The sequence below is a fragment of the Kitasatospora sp. NPDC057936 genome (genome assembly GCF_042887525.1).
In the GTDB taxonomy this organism is placed as follows: Bacteria; Actinomycetota; Actinomycetes; order Streptomycetales; family Streptomycetaceae; genus Kitasatospora.
Map to the genome: position 1 here is coordinate 1 of NZ_JBHVPD010000128.1, position 25204 is coordinate 25204.

General features: G+C 72.9%; 33 protein-coding genes and 2 pseudogenes. 20 read left to right on the forward strand and 15 right to left on the reverse strand.

Annotated elements, in window-relative coordinates; translation table 11 throughout:
* The 12 genes from ACFVU9_RS40920 to ACFVU9_RS40975 all read right to left on the reverse strand — a co-directional run.
* Positions 1–299: metallophosphoesterase (locus tag ACFVU9_RS40920; protein ID WP_387602441.1), on the reverse strand; the 299-nt coding region annotated here is incomplete at its 3' end.
* Positions 300–428: 129 nt separating this feature from the next.
* Positions 429–1136: an HAD family hydrolase gene (locus ACFVU9_RS40925; RefSeq protein WP_387602444.1), complete on the reverse strand. Its 708-nt coding sequence runs from the start codon at positions 1134–1136 to the stop codon at positions 429–431.
* A gap of 15 nt (positions 1137–1151) precedes the next feature.
* Positions 1152–1523, reverse strand: coding sequence for an STAS domain-containing protein (locus ACFVU9_RS40930; RefSeq protein ID WP_387602447.1), 372 nt, complete (start codon positions 1521–1523; stop codon positions 1152–1154).
* A 26-nt stretch (positions 1524–1549) separates the two neighbouring features.
* Positions 1550–2644 carry an enolase C-terminal domain-like protein gene (locus ACFVU9_RS40935; RefSeq protein ID WP_387602450.1) on the reverse strand — a complete coding sequence of 365 codons (1095 nt, stop codon included), beginning with the start codon at positions 2642–2644 and terminating at the stop codon, positions 1550–1552.
* Complete coding sequence (locus tag ACFVU9_RS40940; RefSeq protein ID WP_387602453.1) at positions 2641–4995, reverse strand: GMC family oxidoreductase; 2355 nt, start codon at positions 4993–4995, stop codon at positions 2641–2643. The genes ACFVU9_RS40935 and ACFVU9_RS40940 overlap by 4 nt, the downstream gene beginning before the upstream one ends.
* The gene (locus ACFVU9_RS40945) at positions 4988–5425 is read right to left on the reverse strand and encodes a hypothetical protein (protein ID WP_387602456.1); all 438 of its coding nucleotides are present in this window, start codon (positions 5423–5425) and stop codon (positions 4988–4990) included. The genes ACFVU9_RS40940 and ACFVU9_RS40945 overlap by 8 nt, the downstream gene beginning before the upstream one ends.
* The gene (locus ACFVU9_RS40950) at positions 5412–7217 is read right to left on the reverse strand and encodes a thiamine pyrophosphate-requiring protein (RefSeq protein WP_387602458.1); all 1806 of its coding nucleotides are present in this window, start codon (positions 7215–7217) and stop codon (positions 5412–5414) included. The genes ACFVU9_RS40945 and ACFVU9_RS40950 overlap by 14 nt, the downstream gene beginning before the upstream one ends.
* Before the next feature lie 303 nt (positions 7218–7520).
* Complete coding sequence (locus ACFVU9_RS40955) at positions 7521–7787, reverse strand: hypothetical protein (protein WP_387602461.1); 267 nt, start codon at positions 7785–7787, stop codon at positions 7521–7523.
* A 135-nt stretch (positions 7788–7922) separates the two neighbouring features.
* Positions 7923–8648 (reverse strand): ribonuclease BN, encoded by a 726-nt coding sequence (locus ACFVU9_RS40960; protein ID WP_387602463.1) that lies wholly within the window; start codon positions 8646–8648, stop codon positions 7923–7925.
* Between the two features lie 435 nt (positions 8649–9083).
* Positions 9084–10001: a SigB/SigF/SigG family RNA polymerase sigma factor gene (locus tag ACFVU9_RS40965; protein ID WP_387602466.1), complete on the reverse strand. Its 918-nt coding sequence runs from the start codon at positions 9999–10001 to the stop codon at positions 9084–9086.
* Between the two features lie 486 nt (positions 10002–10487).
* Positions 10488–10952 carry an ATP-binding protein gene (locus ACFVU9_RS40970; RefSeq protein WP_387602469.1) on the reverse strand — a complete coding sequence of 155 codons (465 nt, stop codon included), beginning with the start codon at positions 10950–10952 and terminating at the stop codon, positions 10488–10490.
* Between the two features lie 10 nt (positions 10953–10962).
* Positions 10963–11418: an STAS domain-containing protein gene (locus tag ACFVU9_RS40975; RefSeq protein ID WP_387602472.1), complete on the reverse strand. Its 456-nt coding sequence runs from the start codon at positions 11416–11418 to the stop codon at positions 10963–10965.
* Between the two features lie 224 nt (positions 11419–11642).
* Here ACFVU9_RS40975 and ACFVU9_RS40980 point away from each other — a divergent pair, with 224 nt between their 5' ends.
* The 13 genes and pseudogenes from ACFVU9_RS40980 to ACFVU9_RS41040 form a co-directional block, all read left to right on the forward strand.
* The gene (locus ACFVU9_RS40980) at positions 11643–12212 is read left to right on the forward strand and encodes a DUF6328 family protein (RefSeq protein WP_387602475.1); all 570 of its coding nucleotides are present in this window, start codon (positions 11643–11645) and stop codon (positions 12210–12212) included.
* Positions 12213–12247: 35 nt separating this feature from the next.
* Positions 12248–13267, forward strand: a complete 1020-nt coding sequence (locus tag ACFVU9_RS40985; RefSeq protein WP_387602478.1) for an SDR family oxidoreductase — start codon at positions 12248–12250, stop codon at positions 13265–13267.
* A 157-nt stretch (positions 13268–13424) separates the two neighbouring features.
* Complete coding sequence (locus ACFVU9_RS40990; protein ID WP_387602481.1) at positions 13425–13598, forward strand: CsbD family protein; 174 nt, start codon at positions 13425–13427, stop codon at positions 13596–13598.
* 197 nt (positions 13599–13795) lie between these two features.
* Positions 13796–13978: a hypothetical protein gene (locus tag ACFVU9_RS40995; protein ID WP_387602484.1), complete on the forward strand. Its 183-nt coding sequence runs from the start codon at positions 13796–13798 to the stop codon at positions 13976–13978.
* Between the two features lie 192 nt (positions 13979–14170).
* Positions 14171–14620: a Na+/H+ antiporter subunit E gene (locus ACFVU9_RS41000; protein WP_387602487.1), complete on the forward strand. Its 450-nt coding sequence runs from the start codon at positions 14171–14173 to the stop codon at positions 14618–14620.
* A complete protein-coding gene (locus ACFVU9_RS41005; protein WP_387602490.1) occupies positions 14617–14877 on the forward strand; it encodes a monovalent cation/H+ antiporter complex subunit F in 261 nt (86 codons plus the stop codon). The genes ACFVU9_RS41000 and ACFVU9_RS41005 overlap by 4 nt, the downstream gene beginning before the upstream one ends.
* Before the next feature lie 103 nt (positions 14878–14980).
* A complete protein-coding gene (locus tag ACFVU9_RS41010) occupies positions 14981–15286 on the forward strand; it encodes a monovalent cation/H(+) antiporter subunit G (RefSeq protein WP_387602493.1) in 306 nt (101 codons plus the stop codon).
* Complete coding sequence (locus ACFVU9_RS41015) at positions 15283–15555, forward strand: Na(+)/H(+) antiporter subunit B (protein ID WP_387602496.1); 273 nt, start codon at positions 15283–15285, stop codon at positions 15553–15555. The genes ACFVU9_RS41010 and ACFVU9_RS41015 overlap by 4 nt, the downstream gene beginning before the upstream one ends.
* Entirely contained in the window at positions 15552–16292 is a 741-nt protein-coding gene (locus tag ACFVU9_RS41020; protein ID WP_387602499.1) for an MnhB domain-containing protein, read from the forward strand. The genes ACFVU9_RS41015 and ACFVU9_RS41020 overlap by 4 nt, the downstream gene beginning before the upstream one ends.
* On the forward strand, positions 16289–16633 hold the full coding sequence (locus tag ACFVU9_RS41025; RefSeq protein ID WP_387602502.1) for a sodium:proton antiporter: 345 nt from the start codon (positions 16289–16291) through the stop codon (positions 16631–16633). The genes ACFVU9_RS41020 and ACFVU9_RS41025 overlap by 4 nt, the downstream gene beginning before the upstream one ends.
* A 7-nt stretch (positions 16634–16640) precedes the next feature.
* Positions 16641–18485: a complex I subunit 5 family protein gene (locus ACFVU9_RS41030; RefSeq protein WP_387602505.1), complete on the forward strand. Its 1845-nt coding sequence runs from the start codon at positions 16641–16643 to the stop codon at positions 18483–18485.
* 437 nt (positions 18486–18922) lie between these two features.
* Positions 18923–19120: pseudogene (locus ACFVU9_RS41035) on the forward strand (serine/threonine-protein phosphatase); the annotation flags it as partial.
* Between the two features lie 22 nt (positions 19121–19142).
* Positions 19143–19445: pseudogene (locus ACFVU9_RS41040) on the forward strand (glutathione-dependent formaldehyde dehydrogenase); the annotation flags it as partial.
* Between the two features lie 256 nt (positions 19446–19701).
* Here the strand turns inward: ACFVU9_RS41040 and ACFVU9_RS41045 are convergent.
* Complete coding sequence (locus tag ACFVU9_RS41045) at positions 19702–20007, reverse strand: hypothetical protein (RefSeq protein WP_387602508.1); 306 nt, start codon at positions 20005–20007, stop codon at positions 19702–19704.
* Positions 20008–20577: 570 nt separating this feature from the next.
* Here ACFVU9_RS41045 and ACFVU9_RS41050 point away from each other — a divergent pair.
* Positions 20578–20961, forward strand: a complete 384-nt coding sequence (locus ACFVU9_RS41050; protein ID WP_387602511.1) for an aldo/keto reductase — start codon at positions 20578–20580, stop codon at positions 20959–20961.
* A gap of 50 nt (positions 20962–21011) precedes the next feature.
* Here the strand turns inward: ACFVU9_RS41050 and ACFVU9_RS41055 are convergent, their stop codons facing one another.
* Positions 21012–21431 carry an SsgA family sporulation/cell division regulator gene (locus ACFVU9_RS41055; protein WP_387602513.1) on the reverse strand — a complete coding sequence of 140 codons (420 nt, stop codon included), beginning with the start codon at positions 21429–21431 and terminating at the stop codon, positions 21012–21014.
* Between the two features lie 828 nt (positions 21432–22259).
* The gene (locus tag ACFVU9_RS41060; protein ID WP_387602516.1) at positions 22260–22421 is read right to left on the reverse strand and encodes a YqaE/Pmp3 family membrane protein; all 162 of its coding nucleotides are present in this window, start codon (positions 22419–22421) and stop codon (positions 22260–22262) included.
* 315 nt (positions 22422–22736) lie between these two features.
* Between ACFVU9_RS41060 and ACFVU9_RS41065 the strand changes: the two genes are divergently transcribed.
* The 6 genes from ACFVU9_RS41065 (at position 22737) to ACFVU9_RS41090 (ending at position 24890) form a co-directional block, all read left to right on the forward strand.
* A complete protein-coding gene (locus ACFVU9_RS41065; protein WP_387602519.1) occupies positions 22737–22904 on the forward strand; it encodes a hydrophobic protein in 168 nt (55 codons plus the stop codon).
* A 54-nt stretch (positions 22905–22958) separates the two neighbouring features.
* On the forward strand, positions 22959–23120 hold the full coding sequence (locus tag ACFVU9_RS41070; RefSeq protein WP_387602522.1) for a hypothetical protein: 162 nt from the start codon (positions 22959–22961) through the stop codon (positions 23118–23120).
* Between the two features lie 133 nt (positions 23121–23253).
* A complete protein-coding gene (locus tag ACFVU9_RS41075; RefSeq protein WP_387602525.1) occupies positions 23254–23577 on the forward strand; it encodes a plasmid stabilization protein in 324 nt (107 codons plus the stop codon).
* 91 nt (positions 23578–23668) lie between these two features.
* Complete coding sequence (locus ACFVU9_RS41080) at positions 23669–23872, forward strand: hypothetical protein (protein ID WP_387602528.1); 204 nt, start codon at positions 23669–23671, stop codon at positions 23870–23872.
* Between the two features lie 183 nt (positions 23873–24055).
* The gene (locus ACFVU9_RS41085; RefSeq protein ID WP_387602530.1) at positions 24056–24202 is read left to right on the forward strand and encodes a hypothetical protein; all 147 of its coding nucleotides are present in this window, start codon (positions 24056–24058) and stop codon (positions 24200–24202) included.
* A gap of 277 nt (positions 24203–24479) precedes the next feature.
* Positions 24480–24890, forward strand: a complete 411-nt coding sequence (locus ACFVU9_RS41090; RefSeq protein WP_387602533.1) for a RidA family protein — start codon at positions 24480–24482, stop codon at positions 24888–24890.
* The last annotated feature ends 314 nt before the right edge of the window (positions 24891–25204 follow it).

A 25204-nucleotide genomic window follows, 5' to 3' on the forward strand; every position in this document is an offset into this window, starting at 1 on the left:
CGGACGACGGTCGCCTCGCGCTCCAGCACCCGGACGCCGTGGGCGGCCAGGATCCGGGTGACTTCCCCGGGGCCGCCGGCGTCGTAGTCGTGGTTGCCGAGGACCGCGATCACCGGGACCGCCAGGCCGGCCACCTCCTCCCCCACCACCGTGGCCTCCTCGGGCCTCCCGTGCCGGGTCAAGTCCCCTGCCAACAGGAGCAGATCGGCCCGCTCCCTCAGCGTGGCGAAGGCCGGGCGCAGCAGGCCGCGGCTGTCCGGGCCGAGGTGGATGTCCCCGACGGCGGCGACCCGGATCACGGGAGGTCCTCCTCGCCCGCCGGGGGGCTGCCGTCGGCCAGGGCACTGGACCTCCCCGGGCGGTCGCGTTCCTCCCGGCCGGGCCGTCCGGCCCGAACGTGCCCCGGCGGGTACCCCGTCCGCACGTGTTCACGCCGCGCGGGGCCCGGCGGCTCCCGGCGATCGTTCTTCCGGCACCCGGGCGAGGAGGCTGCCGTCCAGCTCGGCGAGCAGTTCGGCGGTGTCGCGGTGGACCTCGGCAGCGCCGCAGCCGAGGAGCTCCTGCGCGGCGAAGCCGCCGCTCTCCACGGCGACGCACGGCACCCTGGCACGGGCCGCGGCGACGACGTCCCACACCGTGTCGCCGACGAACACCGCATCCGCGGGGTCGGCGCCCGCGCGGTCCAGCGCCGCGTGGACGAGGTCCGGCGCGGGCTTGGTCGCGGCGACGTCGTCGGCGGATGTGGCCGCCGCGATCACGTCGTCGGCGCCCAGGGCGCGGCGCAGCACGGCGAGTTCGCGTTCGGAGGCGGAGCTGGCGAGGACGATGCGCCAGCCCCGGGCGGCGCAGGCGCGCAGAAGCTCCGGGGCACCGGGCAGCGGTGCGATGACGGGCCAGTGGCTGGCGTAGAGGGCGTCGTGGGCGGCCGTGATGGCCTGGTCGTCCCCGTGGTCGCGGTGTTCGCCGAGGAGGTGGTCGAGCAGTTGGTCGGCGCCCATGCCGACCGCACGATGGACGCGGGCCGCGGGGACCGTCCGGTCGTACTGGCGCAGGGCCTCCCACCAGCTCAGGGCGTGCAGGTAGGCGGTGTCGAGCAGGGTGCCGTCGACGTCGAAGAGTGCCGCTGCCGTCTTCATCGTTCTTCCTTTCGGTCAGCCGGGCACGGTCGCGCGGATGCGGAAGGCTTCGGCGGCGCCGGTGAGTTCGAGCAGCCGCAGGAGCAGCGGTCCGGGGCGGGCCAGGTCGATCCGGCTGTCGTCGGCCGCCGCGTCGGCCCGGGCGCGGAGGATGGCGTTGAGTCCGGTGGAGTCGCAGAACTCCAGTCCGGCGCAGTCGATCACGATCACGCTGCCCGGCGTGGCGAGCGCCGCGTCCAGGGCAGCGTGCAGGTCGGTCACGGTGTCGAGGTCGAGTTCGCCGTGCAGCGCGAGCACCGTGCCCTCGGCCCAGGGTTCGGCCTGCACGCTGAAGCCCCGGACCTGTTCGACGGTGCCGGTCCGGCTTCTCTTCGGATGGTGTGTCATGGCGTCGGGCCCCTTTCGCTCGGGGCTCATGCGGTCCGGTACTCGGCGGTCCGGGTGGGCGCGAGGCGCAGCCCGTGGCCGGGGGCGCCGTCCGCGCCGGGGGTGACGGTGCCGCCGGTGGGGTCGAGGGTGCCGTCGAAGAGCAGTCGCTCGATCCGGACGTGGTCGTGGAACCATTCCAGGTGGCGGCAGTTGGGGACGGCCGCGGCGGCGTGGGCGTGCAGGTGCGGGGCGCAGTGGGCGGAGATGTCGAGGCCGTGTGCTTCGGCGAGGGCGGCGGCGCGCAGCCAGGCGGTGAGGCCGCCGCAGCGGGTGGCGTCGGCCTGGAGGCAGTCGACGGCCGGGACCATGCGGGCGAAGTAGGGCAGGTCGTAGCCGTATTCGCCGGCGGTGACGTCGGGGGTGACGGCATCGCGGACGGCACGGAGTCCGGTGAGGTCGTCGGAGGAGACGGGTTCCTCGAACCAGGTGACGCTTTCGTCGGCCAGGGCGTCGCCGATCCGGACGGCCTGTTTGCGCCGGTAGCCGCCGTTGGCGTCGGTGTAGAGCTCGGTGCGGTCGCCGACGGTGGCGCGGGCGGCGCGGACGCGTTCGAGGTCGCGCCGTTCGCGGGTGCCCCACGACTCGCCGATCTTGATCTTGACGCGGGGGATGCCCTGGTCCTCGGTCCAGCCCCGTAGTTGTCGCTCCTGCTGCGCGGCGGAGTACGTGGTGAACCCGCCGCTGCCGTACACCCGGACGGGCCGGGCGGCGCCGCCGAGGAGCCGGGCGAGGGGCAGGCCGAGCAGGTGGCCCCGCAGGTCCCACAGGGCGAGGTCGACGGCCGAGATCGCGCCGGCGATCAGCCCCGGACGGCCCATGTTCCGCACCGCCCGGCTCATGGCCTCCTGCGCGCCGGCGGTGTCGTGCGGGTCGCGGCCGGTCAGCAGCGGCGCGAGTTCGTCACGGATGACGACCGCCGTGGCGGGGGCGCCGTACGTCCAGCCGAGGCCGGTGTGCGGGCCGCTGACGGCCTCCGCCAGGACGAGCGTGGTGTGGTCCCAGGCGATCGTGCCGTCCGCCTCCGGCGCGTCGGTGGGGACGGTGTAGACGCGGGTGCCGATCCGCTGGATCTCGTTCATCCCGGTGTTCGCAGTCCGCTGCGTTCCCCCGCGGCGAGCAGGCCGGCCGCGCGGTCGACCAGGGCCATGATGGTGAGCGCCGGGTTGGCGCTGCCCTGGGTGGGGAGCACGCTGCCGTCGGTGATGAGCAGGTTGGGCACGGCGAAGGTGCGCAGCCGGTGGTCGACGACGCCGCTCCAGTGGTCGGCGGCCATGCGGCAGCCGCCGACCAGGTGGGCGTAGCGGTCGATGGTGATGACCTCGCTCGCGCCGGCGGCGCGCAGGATGTCCTCCATGACGGTGCGGGCGGCGCGGATCAGCATCCGGTCGTTGTCGCACTGGGAGAAGGCGAATTCGGCGACGGGCAGGCCGTGCCGGTCGGTGTCGGGTGCGAGGGTGACCCGGTTGTCGGGCTGGGGCAGGAGTTCGGCCATGGCTCCGAGGGTGGCCCAGTGGACGTAGTCGGAGAGGTAGGTGCGCAGGTCGGCGCCCCAGTGGCCCTGGGCGACGACGTGTTCGGCCCAGGTGATGGGCAGCGGCGAGATGTTCTGGATGGTGAAGCCGCGCTTGTAGGGCCGGTCGGTGCCGGTCTCGTAGTACTGCTCGGTGGAGACCTCCGGCGGCGGGGCCTTGTAGGCTCGGATCTCCTCGTCGAAGCGCCCGGAGGTCTGCGGCGCGCCCTGCACCATGACGTACCGTCCGACGAGGTCGTGGTCGTTGCACAGGCCTTCGGGGAATCGCCCGCAGGCGGAGTTGAGCAGCAAGCGCGGGGTTTCGATGGCGTAGCCGGCGACGGCCACCGTACGGGCCCGCTGGAGGTGTTCGCGGCCGTGGTGGAAGTACCGGACGCCGCGGGCGAGTCCGTCGTGGTCGAGTTCGACGACGGCGGCCATGCAGTCGGCGCGGATCTCGGCGCCGTTCGCGAGGGCGTCGGGGACGTGGGTGATCAGCGGGGAGGCCTTGGCGTTGACCTTGCAGCCCTGGAGGCAGAAGCCCCGGTAGATGCAGTGCGGGCGGCGCCCGAAGCGGCCGTTGGTGATGGCGACGGGGCCGACGCGGGCCTGGACGCCGAGGGCGGCGGCGCCGCGCAGGAAGACCTCGCCGTTGCCGCCGACGGGGTGGGGCGGATGCGGGTAGGGATGCGGCTCACCCCAGGGCCAATATTGGCCCGCCACGGGAAGTTCGTACTCCAGCCGGCGGTAGGAGTCACGCAGGTCGGCGTAGTCGATCGGCCAGTCGGCGCCGACGCCGTCGAGCGAGTGGGTGCGGAAGTCGGACGGGTGGAAGCGCGGTGCGTAGCCGGCGAAGTGGACCATCGAACCGCCCACGCCCCGGCCGGAGTTGTTGGATCCGAGCGGGACGGGGTCGGTGCCGGAGATGACGCGCGGCTCGGTCCAGTAGAGGTGGTGGGAGCCCGCCTCGTCGCTGACCCAGTCGGCGCGCGGGTCCCAGAACGGGCCGGCCTCCAGGACGACGACGCTCCAGCCGCGGCGGGCCATCCGCTGGGCGAGGGTGGCGCCGCCGGCGCCGCAGCCGACGATCAGCAGGTCGACCTCGTCGGAGTCCTCGAAGCTCCGCATGTCGCGCAGCAGTTGGTGGTCGAAGCCGTGCCCGTCGCGCGGCAGCAGCCAGGCGGAGGCGTTGGTGCGGCGGACCTCGCGCTCGGCCGCGGCGTTGGCGCGCACGGTCTCGGCGACGGCGCGCAGCCGGGAGTGCCGGCCGGGGTCGGTGGCGGGCGGCACCGGTCGGACCGGCCGGCGGTCGGGCGGCCGGGGCGGGCGGTTGCGGGCGTCGGGGACCTCCCAGGGCTCGCGCAGGCCCTCGCCGAGGCGCAGGTAGCCGCGCGGGTGGGCGGGGCCGCCGAAGCCGATCTCGTTCCACGCGGTGGGGTGGGCGTAGTAGGCGGTGCAGGCGTAGCGGGTCCACAGGCTCCACACATGGCGGGCGGGCAGGCCGTGCCAGCGCTCCCCGTCCAGCTCCTGCACCCGTCCGACGAGGGCGCGCTGCTGGACCTCGGTGAGCGCCGCGAACGGGCCGTCCGCGTCCTCGTCCAGGGCGCGCAGGGTGTGCCGCCAGGCCGTGTCGTCGCGCGGCATGTCTGCGTAGCGCCAGCCGTCGGTCTCCAGTTCGGCGAGCCGGGCGTCGATCATCGGCAGGAGCGGCACGGGCGGGTGGTCGAGCAGGAGGTCCAGCAGGGCGCGGCCGGTGGCCTCCTCCGCGGGCGTGAAGAAGCGCAGCGGCGGCTGGGGGCCGATCCGGGAGTACACGACGGCCGACGTCTCGTGGTCCCAGTGCGCGGCCTGGCCGAGCACGTCGAATCCGGGGAAGCGGCCCTCGTAGGAGGGGGTGCGGTCCTCGGGTGCCTCAGGCATCACGTGACTCCCTGCGCAGTACCGCGGCGACCAGTCCCATCCCTCCGACCATGCTCATCAGCAGCGGCGCGAACAGCGGCGGCCCCATCTCGACGTTGTAGCGGGCCATCGCCCAGCCGCCGGGCTTCTCGGCGATGCCCCGGACGTGCAGGTACGTGCCCTGGATGCCGTTGGCGGTGATCGCGGCGGAGGCGACGGGCAGCATGGTGTGCGCCGCCCGCGGACTGACCGCGCCGGCCACCCCGGCCACCGCGCCGACCGGCCCGAGCCACACCGGCCACCACATGACGCGGTTGCCGAAGCCGGCCCGATCGTGCTCCAGGTAAATCTCGGCGGCCGTGATCACCGACCCGGCGGCGGTGACCAGGGCGAGCGAACGCTGGAAGCGGCCGGTCCGGACGTTGCGCAGCACGACGTCAATGGCGCCCATGCCGGCCTCCGAACGACGGCAGGAGCTCCTGCAGCTTGGCCTTGAACCCCTGACGGACCATCCCGGCGCGGTCGTTGTCGCCGCGCAGCACGGACTCGGCCGCGGCCTGGATCTGGTCCCACGTCGCGTGCGGCGGGATCGGCGGGACGGCCGGGTCGGTGCGCAGCTCCAGGACGAACGGGCGGTCCGCGGCGAGGGCGTGCTGCCAGCCGCCCGGGACGTCGTCCGGTGCGATCGCCCGCTCGGCGGCGAGGCCGAGGGTGCGGGCGAAGCCCGCGTAGTCGACGTCGGGGAGCTCCTGCGAGGGCAGGAAGCTCGGCGCTCCCTGCATGGCCCGCATCTCCCAGGTGACCTGGTTGAGGTCGCGGTTGTTGAGCACCGCCACGACGAGGCGCGGGTCCTCCCACTGCTGCCAGTACTTCGAGACGGTGATCAGCTCGGCGAGGCCGTTCATCTGCATCGCGCCGTCGCCGACGATCGCGATCGCCGGTCGGTCCGGGTGGGCGAACTTGGCGCCGATCGCGTACGGCACGCCCGGGCCCATGGTGGCGAGGGTGCCGGACAGCGAGCCGCGCATGGTGCCGCGGAAACGCAGGTGACGGGCGTACCAGTTGGCGGCGGAGCCGGAATCGGCTGCGACCATGGCGTCGTCGGGCAACAGGTGGTCGAGGGTGTGGATCGCGTACTCGGGGTTGATCGGGTCCGCCTCGACTCCGGCGCGCCGCTCCATCACCTCCCACCAGCGCTCGGTGTTGTCGCACACGGTGCGCTGCCACGTGCGGTCCTCCTTGCGGATCAGGAGCGGCAGCAGCGCGTCGAGGGTGCGGGCGGCGTCGCCGACGAGGTTGACCTCGTAGGGGTAGCGCAGGCCGACCATGAACGGGTCGAGGTCGATCTGGACGGCCCTGGCCTTGCCGAACCCGGGCAGGAACTGCGTGTACGGGAAGCTGGAGCCGACGGTCAGCAGGGTGTCGCAGTCGCGCATCAGCTCGTAGGACGGGCGGGTGCCGAGCAGGCCGATCGACCCGGTGACGTACGGCAGGACGTCGGGCAGCGCGTCCTTGCCGAGCAGCGCCTTGGCGACGCCCGCGCCGAGGAGTTCGGCCACCTCCTGGACCTGGCGCCGGGCGCCCCGGGCGCCCTGGCCGACGAGCATCGCGACCCTGCGGCCAGAGTTGAGCACGTCGGCCGCGCGCTGCAGGTCGTCCTCGTGGGGCAGGACCGTCCAATGCGGGGTGCCGAGGCTGGAGGGCACCATCTTGAAGGCGTGCTCCGGCGGGCTGTAGTCCAGCTCCTGGACGTCGGCGGGCACGATGACGGCGGTCACGGTGCGCCGGGCGGCGGCGGTGCGCATCGCCCGGTCGAGCACGTTGGGCAGTTGCTCGGGGACGGTCACCATCTGGCAGTACTCGGCGGCGACGTCCTTGTAGAGGCTCAGCAGGTCGACCTCCTGCTGGTAGGAGCCGCCCATCGCGCTGCGGTCCGTCTGCCCGACGATCGCGACCACCGGCACGTGGTCGAGCTTGGCGTCGTACAGCCCGTTGAGCAGGTGGATCGCACCCGGGCCCGAGGTCGCCGCGCACACGGCGGTGCGGCCGGAGAACTTCGCGTAGCCGACCGCCTCGAACGCGGCCATCTCCTCGTGCCGGGCCTGGACGAACACCGGCCTGTTCTCGGCCCGGCCCCAGGCCGCGAGCAGCCCGTTGATGCCGTCGCCCGGGTAGCCGAAGACGTACTCGACGTCCCAGTCGCGCAGCCGTTCCAGGATGTAGTCGGAAACCTTCGGGGACACGGTGCTCCTCCTCCACGCTGACGACCCCCCGCGCAGCGCGGCTATCCGCTGCGGCAGTCCGGAAACGTCCTCACGCGCACGGGCAGAGCCGATTCCCGGGAGGCGGCTCCGTTCCTGCCGGCCGTCGTTGCCTTCCGCCCACGGGGGCACATGCAGCGCGGGCCCGCCCCCGGGACGAGGCCCGAGAAGGAAACCGGCCCGTGCGACCCGACCAGCCGCCCGGGCTGTTCAGGTGCGGCATGCGTCCCGCTGCTCAGCCGGCCGGGGAAACACCAAGCGCCGCACCCACACGCCCGGATCGCTTCACGAGGCCCGTAGGGCCGCCTCGCAGGCGTGGCAGCGCCGGTCGGCCGCGCTCGGCGGGTACCAGGGATCGCCAGGGTGGAGGGGGCGGTAGTGCGTGTGCTCCATCGGGCCGGTGTCCAGGCCGCACAGGGTTCGCGGGAGCGGGTCCTCGGGCACGTCGGGGTCGGCGCCCGCGGCGTGCACCGCGAGCACTGCCGGTCCCACGCCCTCCGGTCCCAGTGCTTCGTCGGGTTCCAGCTCGAACAGGACGACGATCGATCCCATGGTTCGAGCGTCAGGCACCCGGGCCCGGTCCACACCCGGGGGTGGGCCTTTCGCGCACTCCGCGGCGTACCACGCACGCGTTGCGCTCCGGCTTCGTGAATCCTTCGGCCGTTCCCCCTGCACGTACCTTCGGTCTCACGGTCCGCGGCTCTCCGGGCTCGCGTTCTCGCGGCCCCTGCGAGCGCGGACGAGGACGTGGCCCACCAGGGCACCCCCGTACACGGTGTAGCCGACGCCGATCAGCCAGGACACGACGATCAGGACCGTTCCCACCGTCCCGTAGGACACCGCGTTGGACACCAGCAGCGGCGCGAACACCAGGCGGGAGAAGAGGTGGAGACCCGCCAGCGCGAGGACGGTCGCGACCGCGCCCGGGAACAGGTCGCGTGCCGGGACGTGCCCGGCGAGCAGCAAGTGCTGGAGCCACCAGAAGAGCAGCAGACCGCCGATGATCGTGATGCCGATCCGGAAGGTCGGCTGCGCACCCGAATCGTGCCACGGGGAACCGCTCCACGCGGCCAGCACGATGTAGCCGACGAGTGCGGCCAGACCGAGGGTCTGGCGCCAGACCACGTGCCACGAGCCGGCGTCCACCCGCCAGATCCGCTGGTAGACACCCTGCACGGACCCCATCAGGGAGACGCCGAAGACCGCCAGCGCGGCCAGGCCGAAGCCCGTGGTGGTGCTGAGGACCTGGCCGCGTGAGGCGAACAGCTGGTGGACGGCGGCCGAGCCGCGGCCGCGCACCCCGAGAGCGTCGATGATCCACTGCGCGATGCCGGCGCCGCGCTCGGGGAAGGCTGCCGCGATGACGATCAGCAGCGGCACGAGCGTGACGAAGAACAGCGCCGCGAACGCCATCGAGCGCTGGAGGATCTCTATCCCGCAACCCTCTTCCCATACGTCCTTCGCCAGCGCCCGCAGGGCCCGCCACCGGCTTCGCGTCTCGCCTCCGCCAGGCCTCGGCGACGCGGCACGAGCCGTCGTTCTGATGACCATCGGCCGGCCTTCTTCCGATCCGGTGCCTGCACCTGTCCGGACGCGTGCCCCGGGCGCTCCCGGGCAAACGGCCGGTTTTCCGCCCGCCGGCGCGGGCACACGCGGCGCATGGAATCGGACACGGAGAGGACGCGACCAGCGCGCGCGGCACGGCACCGCCGCTACCTGCTGTGCCCGCCGAGGGGTACGTTCCCGTACCGGTCCGGATGCCCGAACTCCTCAAAGGTGGCGGCGGGCTCAAAGGTGGCGGCGGGCCGAAGTGCTGCGTGCTCGAACTGCGGCCGGCTTGACGGTGGATCAGTGCGGCGGGTCGCCCAGCGGCTCGTCCGACCAGCCGGGGGCGTCGCGGTCCTCCAGCTGTTGGCGCAGGCGGGCCAGGATGGAGCTGAGCAGGCGGGAGACGTGCATCTGGGAGACGCCGATCCGGTCGGCGATCTCGGACTGGGTTCGGCCCTCCCAGAACCGGAGCTTGAGCACGGTCTGGTCGCGCTCGGGGAGTTCGGCCAGCAGGGGGCGCACGGCGGTGCGGAAGTCGGCGAGTTCGATGCCCGGGTCACAGCTGCCGAGGCGGTCGAGCAGTGCGCTGCCGCTCTCGTCGGTGTCCTGATCGCGCAGCGCGTCAAGGGAGTTGGGGCGGTAGACCCGGCCGGCCATCAGGCCCTCGGTGGCCTCCTCAAGGGTGAGGTCGAGGTCCTTCGCGATCTCGTCGGGGTGCGGGAGGCGGCCGAGTTCCTGCTCCAGCCGGTCGGAGCCGCGGGCGACGCTCAGGTACAGCTCCTGCATGCTGCGCGGCACGCGCACGGGCCACGAGGTGTCGCGGAAGAACCGCTTGATCTCGCCGGCGATGGTGGGGATGGCGTAGGTGACGAACTCGACGCCGCGGTGCGGGTCGTAGCCGTCGACGGCCTTGATCAGGCCGATCGTGCCGACCTGGAGGATGTCGTCCATGTCCTCCGCGCGGTGGCGGAAGCGGGCCGCGATGAAGCGGACCAATGGCATGTTCAGCTCGATGATCGTGCCGCGGACGTAGCTGTAGGCGTGCGTCTCGCGGGCGAGACCGGCCAGGCGCTCGAACAGCGCGTCGCTGAGCTCACGGGCCTCGGACTTGCCCATCGCCCGCAGTTCCATCTCGGTGTACTGGGGCGGCAGTGGGTCCGACGGGCTCCTGGCGGTCGCCTGGTCAGCATGGTGCGGTGTTTCGAGGGGGATGGACACTTGCTTCTCCTGGGCATCGGGGTGAACGCCCCGCATTGCGGACGAGGATTCGCTCGCGACGGGCTTCTTCCCCCAGGACCTGTGCCCGGCTTCTTCAAGCGAAGGTCCCGGTGGCACCCGGTGGGTGCCGGCGCGGCCGGCATGGGCGCGGCCGCTGCAACAGACGTCCTACCCCGACATACGACATCCAATTCATGTTTCGACTGATTTATTACGATTTCACCGGGTACACGCCATCGGGCAACGACGGCCCGCCATGCGAGTCGAGTCCCGTCCGCACCCCACGGAGGTGCCACGATGACCATCCCGACGCCCCCGGATCCGGACACAGTGCCGATCCCCCACCCCAACCCCGCTCCCCGGCCCGGCGAGGGCCCCGATCCGGTGCCGCCGCCGATCCCGCCGTTCCCGAAGCCCGTGCCCTTCCCGGACCCGGACCCGGCACCGCCGCCGGAGCCCCACCCCGGGCAGCGGTGAACGCCCGGGTCAGTGGCGCCGGACGTGGTGGTCGACCGGGGACGCGACCTCCAGCCACACCCGCTTCCCGTCCCCCTCCGGCGCGCACCCCCAGGCCAGGGCGAGTCGGTCGACCACGCGCAGGCCGTGACCGCCCGGCTGCGCCGGGTCCTGGAACGGGCGCAGCCGCGGCGGTACCGGGCTCTGGTCCGCGACCTCGACCCGCAGGCGCCTGCCGTCCCAGCTGAGCCGCAGCTCGCTCGGGCCCCCTGGAGCGTGCAAGCACGCGTTGGTGACCAGTTCCGAGACCATCAGCAGGACGTCCTCCGTGACGGCCTGCTGCTCGTCGTCGACGGCGGGCAGCCAGTGCCAGGACAGCATGGCCGCGCGGCTGAACTCGCGGCTGCGCTGGACCGCACCCTCGCTGCCGCCGAACGTGAGCCGCCTGCTCCGCTCCTCCCGGCTGCGCGGGGGGTGGGCCCCTGGTGCGGTCATCCGGGCCTCCTCACTCCGGCCCCGACACGGGGTCCGCGCCCCGGTCGTCCGGCGCCGCACCCTGCGGGTCCAGCGCCGCACCGAGATCGGAGTGGATCACGAACACGCCGTCGGCCCCGGTGATCGCGAACAGCCTCGCCACGGCGGCGTTGGGGCCGGCCAGTTCCACCCCCGGTCCGGTCGCCTCGGCGTCGAGGCGGGCCCGGAGGAGGATGTTGAGCCCTGTCGAATCACAGAAGCGCAGGTCCGCGAGGTCCACCACGAGACGTTGCACGCCGTCGTCGAGGGGGGCGCCGAGCACGGTGCGCAGCCCGTCGGCCGTGTCGTGGTCCAGTTCGCCGGCCAGGGTCACGATCCGCACCGGTCCGACGCGGTCCACCTCGACCCGCAGGCCGCTGGGCCCGGGTCCGTCCGCGTTCCCACCGACGGCAGGACCTCCGACAGGACCCTCGGCTGGCCGTGGCATGGTGCGCTCCCGATGCGGTCGGGACGGCGTCGCGCCGTCCCGACCATCATCGCGCGCGGAACGCGTCGCCGCGCGAACGACCGGCACCTGGGGCACCGCGTCGGGCGCGGACGGGCGGACCGCCTGTTGGTCGTCCATGACCCGCGTTTGCCCCTCCTCCGTGCGGCTACACGCGCGAACGAACGAGAACCGGCTGAGGGCGGGACGGACCCAGAGGCGATCCCATGGCGGCATTCGGCACCAACCGGAACGGACGCGTCCACGCGCCGCGGACCGGACGGCGGGAGTCCGCCGACGAGCGGGCCGACCGGCGCTGGACCGACCTGCTCCAGGAGGTACGGGTCGCCCAGACCGGTTCCCAGGTGCTGTTCGGCTTCCTCCTGAGCGTGGTCTTCATGCCCCGGTTCGCGGAGCTCGGCGGTTTCGAGCGGGGGCTGTACGTGGTCACCGTCGTCTTCGGCGCCCTCGCCACGGGTGCGCTCACCGCGCCGGTCGCGTACCACCGGATCTTCGCCGGACGCCGCCTCAAGCCCCAACTGGTCGACGCGGCGGCACGGTTGGTGGCGGCGGGACTGGTCCTGCTCGCTCTCACCATCGGCTCCGCCCTGCTGCTCCTGCTGCGCGTGGCGACCGGATCCGCCGTCTCCGGCTGGATCGCCGGGGCCGTCATGCTCTGGTTCGCGTTCTGCTGGTTCCTCCTGCCGGTCCAGCACCTGCGACGGCACAACGGGCGGTGCCCGCCGCCTTCGCCCGGATCTCCCGACGGGGACCGCCCCCCGCAGGCCCCGCCCTGACGTTTCGGGCGCGGCGGCGCGGCAAGACGCCCGCCATGACGACTACCAACGCGCGTTCCCGTCCCCGCACCGTGGTCATCACCGGCGCCACCGCCGGCGTCGGCCGCGCCTGCGTGCGGGCCTTCGCCACCGGCGGCGACCGCCTCGTCCTGATCGCCCGGGGCGCGGCCGGGCTGCGTGCCGCGGCGGAGGAGGCCCGCGCGGCCGGCTCCCCGGTGTGCACGATCCCTGCGGACGTCGCCGACCCGGAGGCCTGCGAGGCCGCCGCCGAGCGCGCCGAGGCCGCGTTCGGGCCGATCGACGTGTGGGTCAACGACGCCTTCGTCTCGGTCTTCGCGCCGTTCACCGAGATCGGCGCGGACGAGTTCCGGCGGGTCACCGAGGTCACCTACCTCGGGTACGTCAACGCCACCCGCGCCGCCCTGCGCCGGATGCTTCCGCGCGACCGCGGCACGATCGTGCAGGTCGGCTCGGCCATCGCGTACCGGGGCATCCCGCTGCAGACCGCCTACAGCGGCGCCAAGCACGCCCTCCAGGGCTGGCACGAGGCGCTGCGCTGCGAACTGCTCGCGGCCGGTTCGAAGGTGCGCGTGACGATGGTGCAACTGCCCGCCGTCAACACGCCCCAGTTCGACTGGGTGCTCAACCGGCTGCGCGGCCGGGCCCGTCCCGTCCCGCCGGTGCACCAGCCCGAGGTCGCCGCCCGCGCCGTCCGGTACGCGGCCGACCACCCGGGGCGCCGGGAGTACTGGGTGGGCGGCAGCACCGCCGCCACCTTGATCGCCAACGCCGTGGCCCCCGGCCTGCTCGACCGCTACCTCGCCCGCAACGGCGTCGACGCCCAGCAGGAAGACCGGCCGCGCCGCGCCCGGGACCCGAACAACCTGTGGGCGCCCCTCGACGACTACGACGACCACGGCGCGCACGGGCGCTTCGACGCCGAGGCCCGCGATCACAGCGCGCAGTTGTGGGCCTCCCAGCACCACGGCCTGCTCGCGGCCGGCGGTGCGGCGCTGCTCGGCGCCGCCGCCGGCGCGCTCTCCAGGAGGCGGTGATCGAGGGCTGATGCGCCCGACGGTCGGCCCGCCCCGGCCTGCCCGCGTACGCCGAGCCTCCGGACGGGGAATTCGCCGCGGACGGGCATGGAACCTCGTTCCCCGGGCAGGCGCCGCGAGGGGCGGACCCGCCCCTCCGGCGAAAGGAGCACACGGCATGGCTACCTCGGACAAGATGCGCAACATGGCCGAGAAGGCCCGCGGAAAGGTGAAGGAGGCCGCCGGACGATCCACGGGCGACCGCCGGTTGGAGACCAAGGGCCGGGCCGAGCAGGCGAAGGGCGACCTGAAGCAGGCCGCCGAGAAGATCAAGGACGCGGGCAAGCACTGAACCAGGGCCCGGCGGCCGCTCCGCGCGGCCGCCGGCGCCGGAGGGTCACCGCGAAGGGAGTTGCCAACCACCTTCCGCTGCCCGAGGCCCCGCCGCGTACGAGACGTTCCGGCACAAGCAGAACGGCGTGGTCAAGGTGCTGTTCCAGCCCTGACGTTCCGCCAGGCCCCCCGACGGCGTTCGAGGAGGTGAGCAGGATGAGCGACCGGAAGGAGCACCCGCCGGTGGGCCCGACGTCCCCGGTCGAGACACCGGAGTCGCGGATGACCGGCGAGGGCGGGCCACCGCCCGAGCACGAGGAGGAGAAGGGTCCCGAGGACGGCCCGGAGTACGAAGTCACCGAGCCCGCCCACGAGTCCGCACCACCTGGCCGGGGCTGAGGACCTCTCCGGGGCCGAGGACCCGACCGATCATCACAGGACCCGTTCCCCCGCTGCGGCGAACGGGTGGTCCGGCGAGCCGATCCCGCGTGCGACGGCGTTGCGCGCGGGACCGGTCCGCCGACCGGACGGTACACCTGGGGCCGCTCGCCGTGCCGGCGCGGCCCGGCTGATGACACATGGGGTGGTGCGGTGCGCTCGGCGTTCGAACTCCTGCTCTGGTGGGGCTTGTTGCTTCTCCTCAATACCGTTTTCATCAGCTCGGTGACACCGCTTGAGGTCGCGGTCGGCGGCGGCGTCGCGCTCCTCGGAGCGATCGGCGCCCTCGCCGTCCGGCGCGCTTCCGGCGCAGCGCCCGGCGGTCCGGCCCGGCTCGCGCAAGCGCTCTGGGCGTTCCCGTGGACCCTGATCGCCGACACCGGCCGGCTGGCGCTCGTCACCGTGTCGCCCGCCCGCCGGCGGGACGCCGGCTTCCGAACCGTCCGGCTCTCCCCGGGCACCGGACCGGCCTGGGCCGCCGCGTTGTTGTCGTCGACGCCCGGTGCTTACGTCGTCTCAACCGAGGGCGACACACTCATCGTGCACGCGCTCGGCGGAAGGGGCTCAGCGCTTCAGGCAGCCTTGACGGACGGTGAGCGGTGAACGCGTGGCTGCTCGCGGCTGTCTTCCTCGCCGTCGGCGGGCTCGGCCCGTGCCTGCTCGTCGGGCTGCGCGGCGAGCCGCACGAACGCCTGGCCGGGCTCAACCTGGCCGCCACGATCGGCTCCGCCGTCCTTCTCCTGCTTGCCCAGGGCTTCAGCCGAACCTCGTACACCGACCTCGCCCTCGACCTCGCGGTGCTCTCCCCCGCCGGGACGCTCGTGTTCACCCGCTTCCTCGCCGGAAAGGAACACCGATGAGCGAGCGCAGCGAGCGAATCGTCGAGGGGTGCGCGTGGGCGAATGCCCCTGCCGAGCGATGGGGGTACCTCCCAGCCGTCAAGACTCGGGGAGAGGTGGGCGCATGAGCCGCCACGCCGTCGCCGTGATCCTGCTGTGCGCAGGCACGGCCGCCCTGCTGCTCGCCGCCCTCGCCCTCGTCGTGCTGCCCGGCCCGTACCTGCGGCTGCACGCGCTCTCCCCCGCGGCTGCCCTTGGCGCCCCGCTCGTCGCGCTCGCGCTCGCCGTCGACACCGGGCCGGGGCGCGCAGCGGTGAAGCTCCTGGTCATCGGCCTGCTGCTGGCCACCGGAGGCACGGTCACCACCATGGCCATCGGCCGCACCACCGTCCGCGCCGAGCAGCGATCAGGCCAGGAGGCCGGGCAGTGACCGACACCCTCATCGTGATCGCCCTCCTCCTCACGGCCACCACGGCGACCGCCGCCGCGCTCACCCGCGACCCCGTCCGGCAGGCCGTCGTCCTCGCCCTGCTCGGAGTGAGCCTCGCCGTGCTGTTCACCGTCCTCCAGGCACCCGACGTCGCGCTGTCCCAACTCGGCGTCGGCAGCGCGATCACCCCGCTGTTGATCCTGCTGACCGTCCGCAAGGTGAGCCGCGAGGAGCACGCCGACGACGAGCGCCCGGACCGCAGCGAGTGAGCCGGACCACCCGCCTGCGGCTCTTCCTGACCGCCGCCGCCGTCCTCGCCGCCGCCCTGATCGTCGCCGCCGAGCAGCTCCCCGGCTTCGGCGGCGCCCAACACCCATACGGTGACCGGGCGGTGGCCGCGGGCCTGGCCCGGCAGACCGCCAACATCGTGTCCTCCGTCAACTTCGACCAGCGCGCCTTCGACACCCTCGGCGAGGAGTCGATCCTCTTCGGCTCGGTCCTCGGCGCCGGCATGCTGCTGCGCCTGGCCCGGGACGAGCACAAGCGCCGGGCGGCGGCCGAGCCGGTCCTGCCCACCACCCGCCTGTTCGGCGCCACGCTGCTCCCCGTCACCGTGCTGACCGGCGGGTACCTCGTCGCTCACGGCCAGTTGAGCCCCGGCGGCGGCTTCCAGGGCGGCGTCGCGCTCACCACCGCCCTGCACCTGTCCTACGTCGCCGCCGACTACCTGGTGCTGAAACGGATCCGCCCGCTGGCCGCCCTGGACGTCACGGACGCGATCGCCGCCGGCTCCTACGCCGCCCTCGGCCTCATCGGCCTCGCCCAGGGCGCCGGCTACCTCGCCAACACCCTGCCGCTCGGCACCTTCAACGAGCTGTCCTCCAGCGGCCTGGTGGCCGTCATCAACGCCGCCGTCGGCGTGGAGGTCGGCTCGGCCGTCGTGGTGCTGCTGGCGCACTTCCTGGACCAGGCCGTGGAGGTCACCCCCCGGAGGAACAGCCGATGACCGTCTTCCCGTACCTGGTGGCCGGGTGGATCCTGCTCGCCGGGCTGTACGGCCTGGTCACCAGCCGCAACCTCGTGCAGGCCGTCGGCTGCCTGGCCGTCGCGCAGTCCTCGACGTACGTGCTGCTGCTCGCCGTCGGCTACCGCCGCGACGCCACCGCGCCGGTCTACTCCGACCTGCCGACCACCGCGCCGGTCGTCGACCCGGTGGTCCAGGCGCTCGCACTCACCGACATCGTCGTCGGCGCCACCGTCACCGCGCTCCTCCTCTCCCTCGTGATCCAACTGCGCAAGCGGCACGGCACGGTGGACCCGGAGGACCTGACCGGACTGCGCGGGTGACGCCCCGGTGAACACCGCCGACCTCCTGCCGCTGGCCGTCGCCATCCCCCTGCTCGGCGCGCCGCTGGTGGCCGTCGCGGGGCGGTGGCTGCCCCGCCCGGGCCGCGACGCGCTCGCCACCGCCTGCGCCGCCGCCGACGTCGTCTGCCTCGCCCTGCTCTGGGCCCGCACCGACCCGGGCGGTCGCGCGGTTTCGTGGCTCGGCGGCTGGACGCCGCGCGACGGCCACGGCGTCGGCATCGTCCTGGTCGCCGACCGTCTCGGCAGCGGCCTGGCGCTCCTCGCCGCGGTGCTCGTCCTCGCCGTGTTCTGCTACGCCTGGCGGTACTTCGACGAGCCGTCGGGCGAGCACGGCGGGATGTTCCCCGCCCTCCTGCTGCTCTTCCAGGCCGGGATGTGCGGCTTCGCGCTCACCGGCGACCTCTTCGACGCCTTCGTCTTCTTCGAGCTGATGGGCGCCGTCGCCTACGCCCTGACCGGCTACCGCATCGAGGACCCGCGCCCGCTGCAAGGTGCCCTCGCCTTCGGGCTCGTCAACTCGGCCGCCGCCTACCTCTCCCTGCTCGGCATCGGCCTGCTCTACGCCAGGACCGGGGAACTCGGCATGGCCCAGATCGGAGCCGCGCTGGACGAACGGGCAGCGGCCGGGCACGGCCGGGACACGCTGGTCGTCGTCGCGTTCGTGCTGGTCCTCGCCGGCCCGCTGGTGAAGGCCGCGACGGCGCCGTTCCACTTCTGGCTGCCGGACGCCCACGCGGTGGCACCCAGCCCGGTGTGCATGCTGCTGTCCGGGGTCATGGTGGAACTCGGCGTCTACGGGGTGGCCCGGATCCACCGCGTGGTGTTCGCCGGCGCGGGCGGGCTGCCGGACGCCGTCGTCCGGGACACCCTGCTCGCCGCCGGGGTGCTGACGGCGCTGGTCGGCGGCGTCATGTGCTGGCAGCAGCGCCACCTGAAGCGGATGCTCGCCTTCTCGACGGTCGGACACGTCGGCCTCTTCCTCGTCGGCACGGCCCTGCTCACCCCGGCCGGCCTGGCCGGGTCCGCCGTGTACGTGGCCGGCCACGCGGGCGCCAAGGCCGCGCTGTTCGGCCTCACCGGCGTCCTGCTCGACCGCTACGGCTCGGTGGACGAACACGGGCTGCACGGCCGCGCCCGCGAACTCCGCCTGCCCGGACTGCTGTTCGTCCTCGGCGGGCTGGCCCTCGCCGGACTGCCGCCGTTCGGCACCGGACTGGGAAAGGCGGTCGCCGAGGCGGCCGCCGGGCGCGAACTCGGCTGGCTGCCCGTCGTGTTCGTCCTGGTGTCGGCCCTCACCGGCGGCGCGGTGCTGCGCGCGGGCCTGCGGGTCTTCGGCGGGATCGGCCTGCCGCCCAAGGAACACCCGGAGGTCGCCGCGACCACCGGCGAGGGCGAGGAACCCGAGATCCGCGAACCGGGCCGGCGGCCCCCGCCGCCCATGCTCGTCGTCTCCGCCACCCTGCTCGCCGGCTGCCTCGCCGTCGGCGTCGTCCCGGGCGTCGGCCGGGCACTGGCGGAGGCCGCCGCGGCCTTCACCGACCGCGCCGGCTACCTCGCCGACACCCTCGGCCAGGCCGCACCTGCCGCCTCCCCCGCCCCCGATGCGGGCTGGACGCCCTCCGGTGTCCTCCTCGGTCTGCTCTCCGCCGCCCTGGCCGTCGCCTTCGCCGCCACCGCCGTCCGCCGTGACCCACGACGTCGCACCGGCGCCCTGTACCGGGCCACTATCCTGCCCCTGCGCCGCCTTCACTCCGGCCTGCTCGGCGACTACATCGCCTGGCTCGCCGTCGGCCTCGCCGCCCTGCTGGTCGCCCTCACCGCACAGCTGTGACGAACCCCGAGTCCTCCGGGCACGGGCTGACCGGACAGCCCGGGTTGGATCCAACCGATGCCTGTGACGCCTTGTGGAGCAGGCGGTGTCTCACCGGACTGCCGGCACCGAGACCCCGCTTCATCGGCAGTCACCCGGGCCTGGCAGGACTTGCATCGACGTGTGGAACCACCTCGCCACCCTGACCGCACACAGCCGATGCGAGCGGACCGGGACCGCACCGATATTGGCAGTCCTGGGCTGCGGCTGAGCGGAGTCCGGGAAGAAGCAGCGACTCGACAGGGACACCCGCCGAGGAGACGAGGTCCCGTCTCGTGGCCGAGCCACCGCAGGGGCGTACCCTGCGGGTTCCGCCGCGCGAACGGCCACGAGTCGCGCGACGATAGTGGCCGGGCCCCGGCCTTGACGCGGCCTGCGGCGCCGGTGGGAGATGACGGGTGGCGGATGAGCGGATCGGGCTGGCCGAGCTACTGGCCGAGGACGCGGCACCGGTAGCGTCACTGGACATGGTCGCGCACTACCTGCGGGACCGGTTCGGCGCCCGCTACGTGACGTTCCTGTTCGTCGACGTGGTGGGGCGGCAGGTGGTGCGCATCAGCGAGCAGGACGGACCACAGCGGGGCCGCCGCGCAGAACGGGATCAAGGTCGCCACCGTCGGCTTGGACCGCCTGCACGCCCTCCACCTCGCGGTGGACCTCGTCCGGCGAGGCAGCACCATCTCGCTGTCCGGCGTGTCCGGCGGGATGACCGACCGCGTGCCCATGCTGACCATGTTCGACAAACAGCAGGCGAACGTCCGACGGTAGACGAACGACCTGCTATCGCTGCTCACCCACGACGACCCCCTTGGCGTGGACGGCTTCACCACCCACCGCATGCCGCTGACCGAGGCGCCCGCCGCACACGAGATGTCCCAGCGCAAGCGGGGCGGCGCGATCAAAGTGCTCTTCCAGCCCTGATCCTTCGTCACCACCGGCGGGGCGGATGGGGCCGCGGGTCCCGCCTCTCGCGACCGAGCCGGCGCGCAAGGAGCCTCCCGGCGGCGGACGTCGGCAGGCGCCGCCCGGCCGCGGTGCACCGAGTGGAGAACCCGGTGCACCGCCCTCCTGCGCCGGCAGTACCCCTCCAGCGAGCCGGCACGCGCCGGGGCACGGCCCCGTCCCCGCGGACGCGGCCTTCTTGCGTTCTCACGGCTCGATCTGCTGATCCGTCAACTCATCCGTGGCCCGCGACGTCCAGGCCGGGCGGCCCGGCAACCTCGGGGGCGGTGCTCGCCGCGATGGTCTGGCATGAGCTGCAGGCGTGCCAGCGTGGCCGGTCATGGGTGCGCCGGCGGGGGGCGAGGGTCATGTCGGTGGTGGCCAGGCCGCACAGAGTGAGGGGGCCGCACATGCCCGAGGGCTCCGCGGGGGCGGTGTGGGCCCGGAGCACCGGATGTTCGGGATCCGCCGGTGTGTGGTCGGGCTGGAGTACCCGGACATTGGCAGGTATATCGAGTTCCAGTACGAAAATGGTGTCCATCCGGCCAGCCTGGCCGTCGGACCGTGGTGACGCACACTCACGGCGGCATTCGGAGCAGGCGGTGGCTCGCCGTCCGCGGCGCACTACGCCTGGCGCACCGGCCAACCTGGCCGTCGGTGTGGCAACCGCTCCAGGACGCGGCTGGGGTGGGGAAAGGGTGCGCAGGCGCTCAGCGTGCCGCAGGAGGGCCCGGGGCCCCGGGCCGTCGGTGCTGTAGCGGGTGAGGAGTGCTGGTGCCCGTAGCCCGCCACCGCCGCCTTCATGGTGCCGCCCTCACGGGGGACTGCTGCGCTGCGGTCGTCCCACACGCCGCCGTGCTACGGCGGCCTGACACAGCAGGCGCGGGGCCAGACGCTCCGCCGTCACGGCGCAGGCCAGGGACGTGGCGGGCACCCGAGAGCGGGAGAGGACGAGGCCGGCCTGTCGCCGTTGTGCGCCCGCCGGCCTGTCCTGCCTTCGCGGACCGCCGAGCGGTCCGGCGGTGTGCGGGTCACGCTGGGATCGGCGCTCCGCGTCTCCCGGTCCTGGCCGGACGGCGTCGCCCCGGATCGAAGAATGAGGAAGTACACCGTGCAGCACATCACCCTGAACAATGGCGTCGAGATGCCGATCCTCGGTTTCGGTGTGTACCAGATCCCCGCAGAGAAGACCGAGCAGGCCGTCGCCGACGCCCTGGCCGCGGGCTACCGGCTGCTGGACACCGCCGCCGCCTACGGCAACGAGGAGGCCGTCGGACGCGCCGTCAAGGGCAGCGGCATCCCTCGCGACATCATCACCATCCCCAAGTCCGTCGACCCCGACCGGATGGCGCAGAACATCGACGTCTTCGACTTCCGCCTCACCGACGGCCAGATGTCCGCCATTGCCGCCCTCGACACCGGCGCCACGCTGTTCTTCGACCACCGCGACCCCGAGATGGTCGCCTGGCTCAGCAAGCGCCGGCTGGAGGGCTGAACGCCTGCCCAGGGCCCGCGGGCCTGGGCGAGTCCGGCACGGCTGCCAGATCAGTCGCCGGCGCGCAGGCGGGCGAGAAGCACGTCGACATCGAGGTGGTCGGCCTCCGATCCTGCGGGTACCAGCGTGAACGAGTCCGCGAGGAAGCCGGTCACGGCGTCCTGCGGGGCGCTGACCACCGCCTGGCCGTCCGAACCTTGCAGGGTGATGAGGACTTCACCGGCGGGCCCGGGCCTGACCTTGACGTCTCCGTTGCCGACCGGGGCGTGGCGGCCCTCGTTCAGCAGGTCGCGCCCGAAGTACCAGCACAGCACCGAACCGCTCGCGTAGCCGAAGGGGGCCGACGGGAAGACCAGGCAGGCCGCATAGGGAAGCGTGGCGTCGAAGCGGAGCTCGGCGTCGACCGGGACGTCGGGCCGCAGGCTTTCGGGAAACGTGACGGGCAGCGGGCGGACGGCGGACTTCTGCAAATCCGATCACCTTCCTGGTGGGCACCGATCCGGACAGGCCGGTGCGTGCCAGCAGCGCCTACCCCGGTGTCCGCCCGCCAGCCAGCAAGTCCGATATCTGCACAACTCCCGCGCTTTCGAGGCATGTTGGCCGTCAGCCCGGAAGGCGACCCGGATCGGTTCGAGGTGTCCGCACGCGTCTGCATCGGTGGCCCGACCCTCGGGGCCGCCGGCCGGCGGGGTGTCGGTGAGCACTCGTCAGGCAGGCCGCGCAGGAACGGCCGTCGAGTGGATCGCGCTCGCCGACGGCTGCTTGAGTGCTCGGCTGATTACGCCTCGCATACGAAGGGAGCCCGCTGATGCTTGTCCCGTCCGTGCTGGAGCAGTGTAGGGGTAGGTCGTGGTGAGGGGCTGGGTGATCGGGGCCATCGGCGGACCGGGCGGCCCGCTGCGGCTGGTGACCGGGGAGCTGTCCGAGTGGGGAGCGGGCGGGACCCGGTACTCGTCGTCGTCGTCGAGATGGAGGCCGACCGGGTAGTCCGAACCGGCGTGCCCTCAGCGGACAGCTGAGCGGCCGGCCACTCACAAGGGAGCCGCGATGCCTGCAACGCCGCAGGCGACGGTCGCGTGCTCGGAACGGGACTCGCAACCGCGCCGATTCCCCGGCGGGCGGAGAGGCGGGCGGAGAGGCGGGCGAAGCCGTCGCCCACGTCGGCCAGCGACTGACGGTGACCGGACACGGCTCGTTGCCGGCCGGCGCCAGCAGCCGCACGCCAGGCCACCTCGGGCGGGAGCGGCGAGACGCCCGGCCTTGGCCGGGCGACGCCTCGTCGCGGGTGTCCTGCGCGGTCAGTCCTGGACGACCTGGTAGATGCCGTAGACGACACCGGGCACGTGCCCGCAGAGCTGGAGCAGGAAGGCCCACAGCACCTTCACGCTTGGACCGTCCTTGATGAGCACCGCCAGCCACGGCAGTACCAGGCACAGCAGTATGAGCAGAACCTTCACCATGATCGCTCCTCGCTTCCCCCTGGGACCGCGTCGCCGGGATCAGTTCGGGGCGATCCGGCCTCGTCTTCCTTCCGTGCGTCGTCACAAACCCCTGACGCGGCTTCCCACCCCGCGCCCCGGCAAAACCGCTCGCGGCGGCAAGTCGCGTGTAGAAGGCAGCGCTGTGCCGAACGGGCCAGACGCGGCCGGTGCCAGGCAATGGCACCTACGGCGTGCGTGGGGTTGCGAAGCACGGGTACACGCTCGGGCGCAGCGCCCCCGCTCGATCACCGGGCACGTCCTGGGGCGCCGGAAACGTCGGAAAGGGAGCCTCCCATGCTCGCTCTTGTCCTTATCCTGCTGCTCGCGCTGATCCTCGGCGGCCTGGGATTCGCCGTCCACGTGCTGTGGTGGGTGGCGCTGGTCGTGCTGGCACTGTGGCTGCTCGGCTTCGTCTTCCGCGGTGCGGCAGAGGGCGGACGCAGCCGCTGGTACCGCTGGTAGCCGCGGTCGGCCTCAGCCAGGCCGGCCGTCCCGGCGAAGAAATGGGGGCCCGCTGTGAGCGTGTTCCTGGCGCTGACGGTGATCGCCATCATCCTGGGACTCGTCGGCGTCGTCGTCCACGGGCTGCTGTACCTGCTGTTCATCGGGATCGCGGTGTTCGCGGGCGGCCTGACTCGCCTCACGCTCACCGCCTCCCGCAGGCGTCCTGCCCGCTGATCGGGCCGTCCCGGCCGCCGGCCCGGCGGGGCGGAGCAATCCGGCAGGCCCATCTGCCGCATTCCGGAAGCCTGTGAACGAGTCGCGTCCTACGTTCGGGGTACACGATCCGGCACCCCACAGAGGAGGAATCATGCCTGCGGGTTCGAGCAAGAAGCGTGAGCGACAGTACGAGCACATCAAGGACAGTGCGCTGGAGCGCGGGGAGAGCCAGAAGCGGGCCAAGGAGATCGCGGCCCGGACCGTGAACAAGGAACGGGCCCGGCACGGCGAGTCGAAGACCGCCAGCCGCTCCTCCACCCACGACATGTCCTCCTCCCGGCGCGGCGGATTGCACTCGCACTCGGGCTCCCGGGGGCCCACGTACGACCAGCTGTACAACGAGGCCAAGCAGCGCAACATCCACGGCCGCTCGAAGATGAACAAGAAGGAACTAGCCAGCGCCCTCGGCCACTGAACCTCGCCCCGGCCGACGACGAGCGGCAGCGCCGCCGCCGTCAGGGCAGCCTGGCGCACCGCCACCCGACATCACGGAAGGACGATGCGAGATGAGCACGGACGACACGGGCCCTCGCGACGAGAGCGACGCCTCGCGCGAGGGCGACACGGTACGGGAGCGGTCCGCGGAGGAGCGCAGCATCACGGCACCCACGCCCAAGGACGTCCGGGCCAAGGCCGACGACGTCGACGAGGACGGCGAGGAGGACGGCGAGGAGGCAGAGCCGCCCGCGGCCGATACCAAAGCGCCCTGACCGGCGGCCCCCGGTCCCCAGCACCACCGGCTGCGAGGTCTCTCCTGACCTGACAGCGACAGAAGGAGTCACGGCCGTGGACCGGGCCACCGCCCCACAGGGAGCCAGGACCCGTATGCCCCCGGCACGCCCTGGCCGGCGGGGGTCGACCTCCAGCTGGCCGCCGGCTTCAGCGAGACCGGCGTGCAACGGTGGTGGCCCTCCGCGTCACTGCTCCACTCCAACGGCGACGCCATGGACATCGCCGTGAGCGACGGCCGGACCGCCGACGGTCCCCCGCGCCACCACCGCGCCGCGAACGAACTCATCCCCACCCGCTCCGCACCGTGACTCCAGCGAATCCGGAGACCTGTCCGACCGACCAGCTCATGGTCTCCTCCCGATGATCCCAGGGGGCGCGGATGCGCCGCATGAGCGACGGTGCGGCGAAGCACATCTGGAGGTGCGGCTCACGCTTGTGCATCCCTGGCGGCGCCACCTCGGGCGGCGGTGGATTCCGTTGCAAGCCCGCGGGAATGAATCTCGTGATCTCGTGGCTGTCGGATCAAGTCGGGGTGATCACTGCTCCCCGGCCCCACGTGTGCAGTCTTGAGGGAGTGTCAACAACATGTCCGTTACGCAACCTGCCGCCGAGCGCGTGCGCGTCTCCGCGGAACCCGACTGGTACGAGTCGGCCGGAATATCGCTCGGAGTCCGGGTCGGGAACTTGGTCTTCACATCGGGGCAGGCACCAATTGATGCCCAGGGATCCACAGTCGGCGCGGGGGACTTTGAGGCGCAAGCCCGTCAAGCGCTCGCAAATCTGTCTACGGTTCTGACAAACGCAGGCTCCAGCCTCGCTGACGTGGTCAAGGCGACCGTGTTCGTCACCGACATCGCACAGCAGGACATCTTCGCCAAGCTGCGCGCGGAGCACTTCCCAGAGGAGCCACATCTCGCTGAGTCGTTCGTGGAGGTCTCCTCACTCGCCGACCCCGAGTGGATGATCGAGATCGAGGCCATCGGACTCGTCCGGTGATGCAGCAGGCTACCGCGCGGCCCAGGATTCTTCGCCTTGTCCCCTCGGAAGCTGCTCTGGACGATCCCGATCGTGGGGCGGTGTCGTTATGAACCGACTCGCGAACGCGACGTCGCCGTACCTGTTCCAGCACCCTTTGGAGGCACCCCGCCCTCGGCAGCGCCCCCCAAGAACCGCGCCCTCTCCGAGCAACCCCGCCCTTGGGTCTGTCCAAATGACCGGCTCTGGCCCGTATTCGGTGGTAGCGCTCCGTGGCGATCACCGGAGGAGGATGCGGTGGCGGAGCAGGGGGAATCCGGCGCGGCCGTGCATCT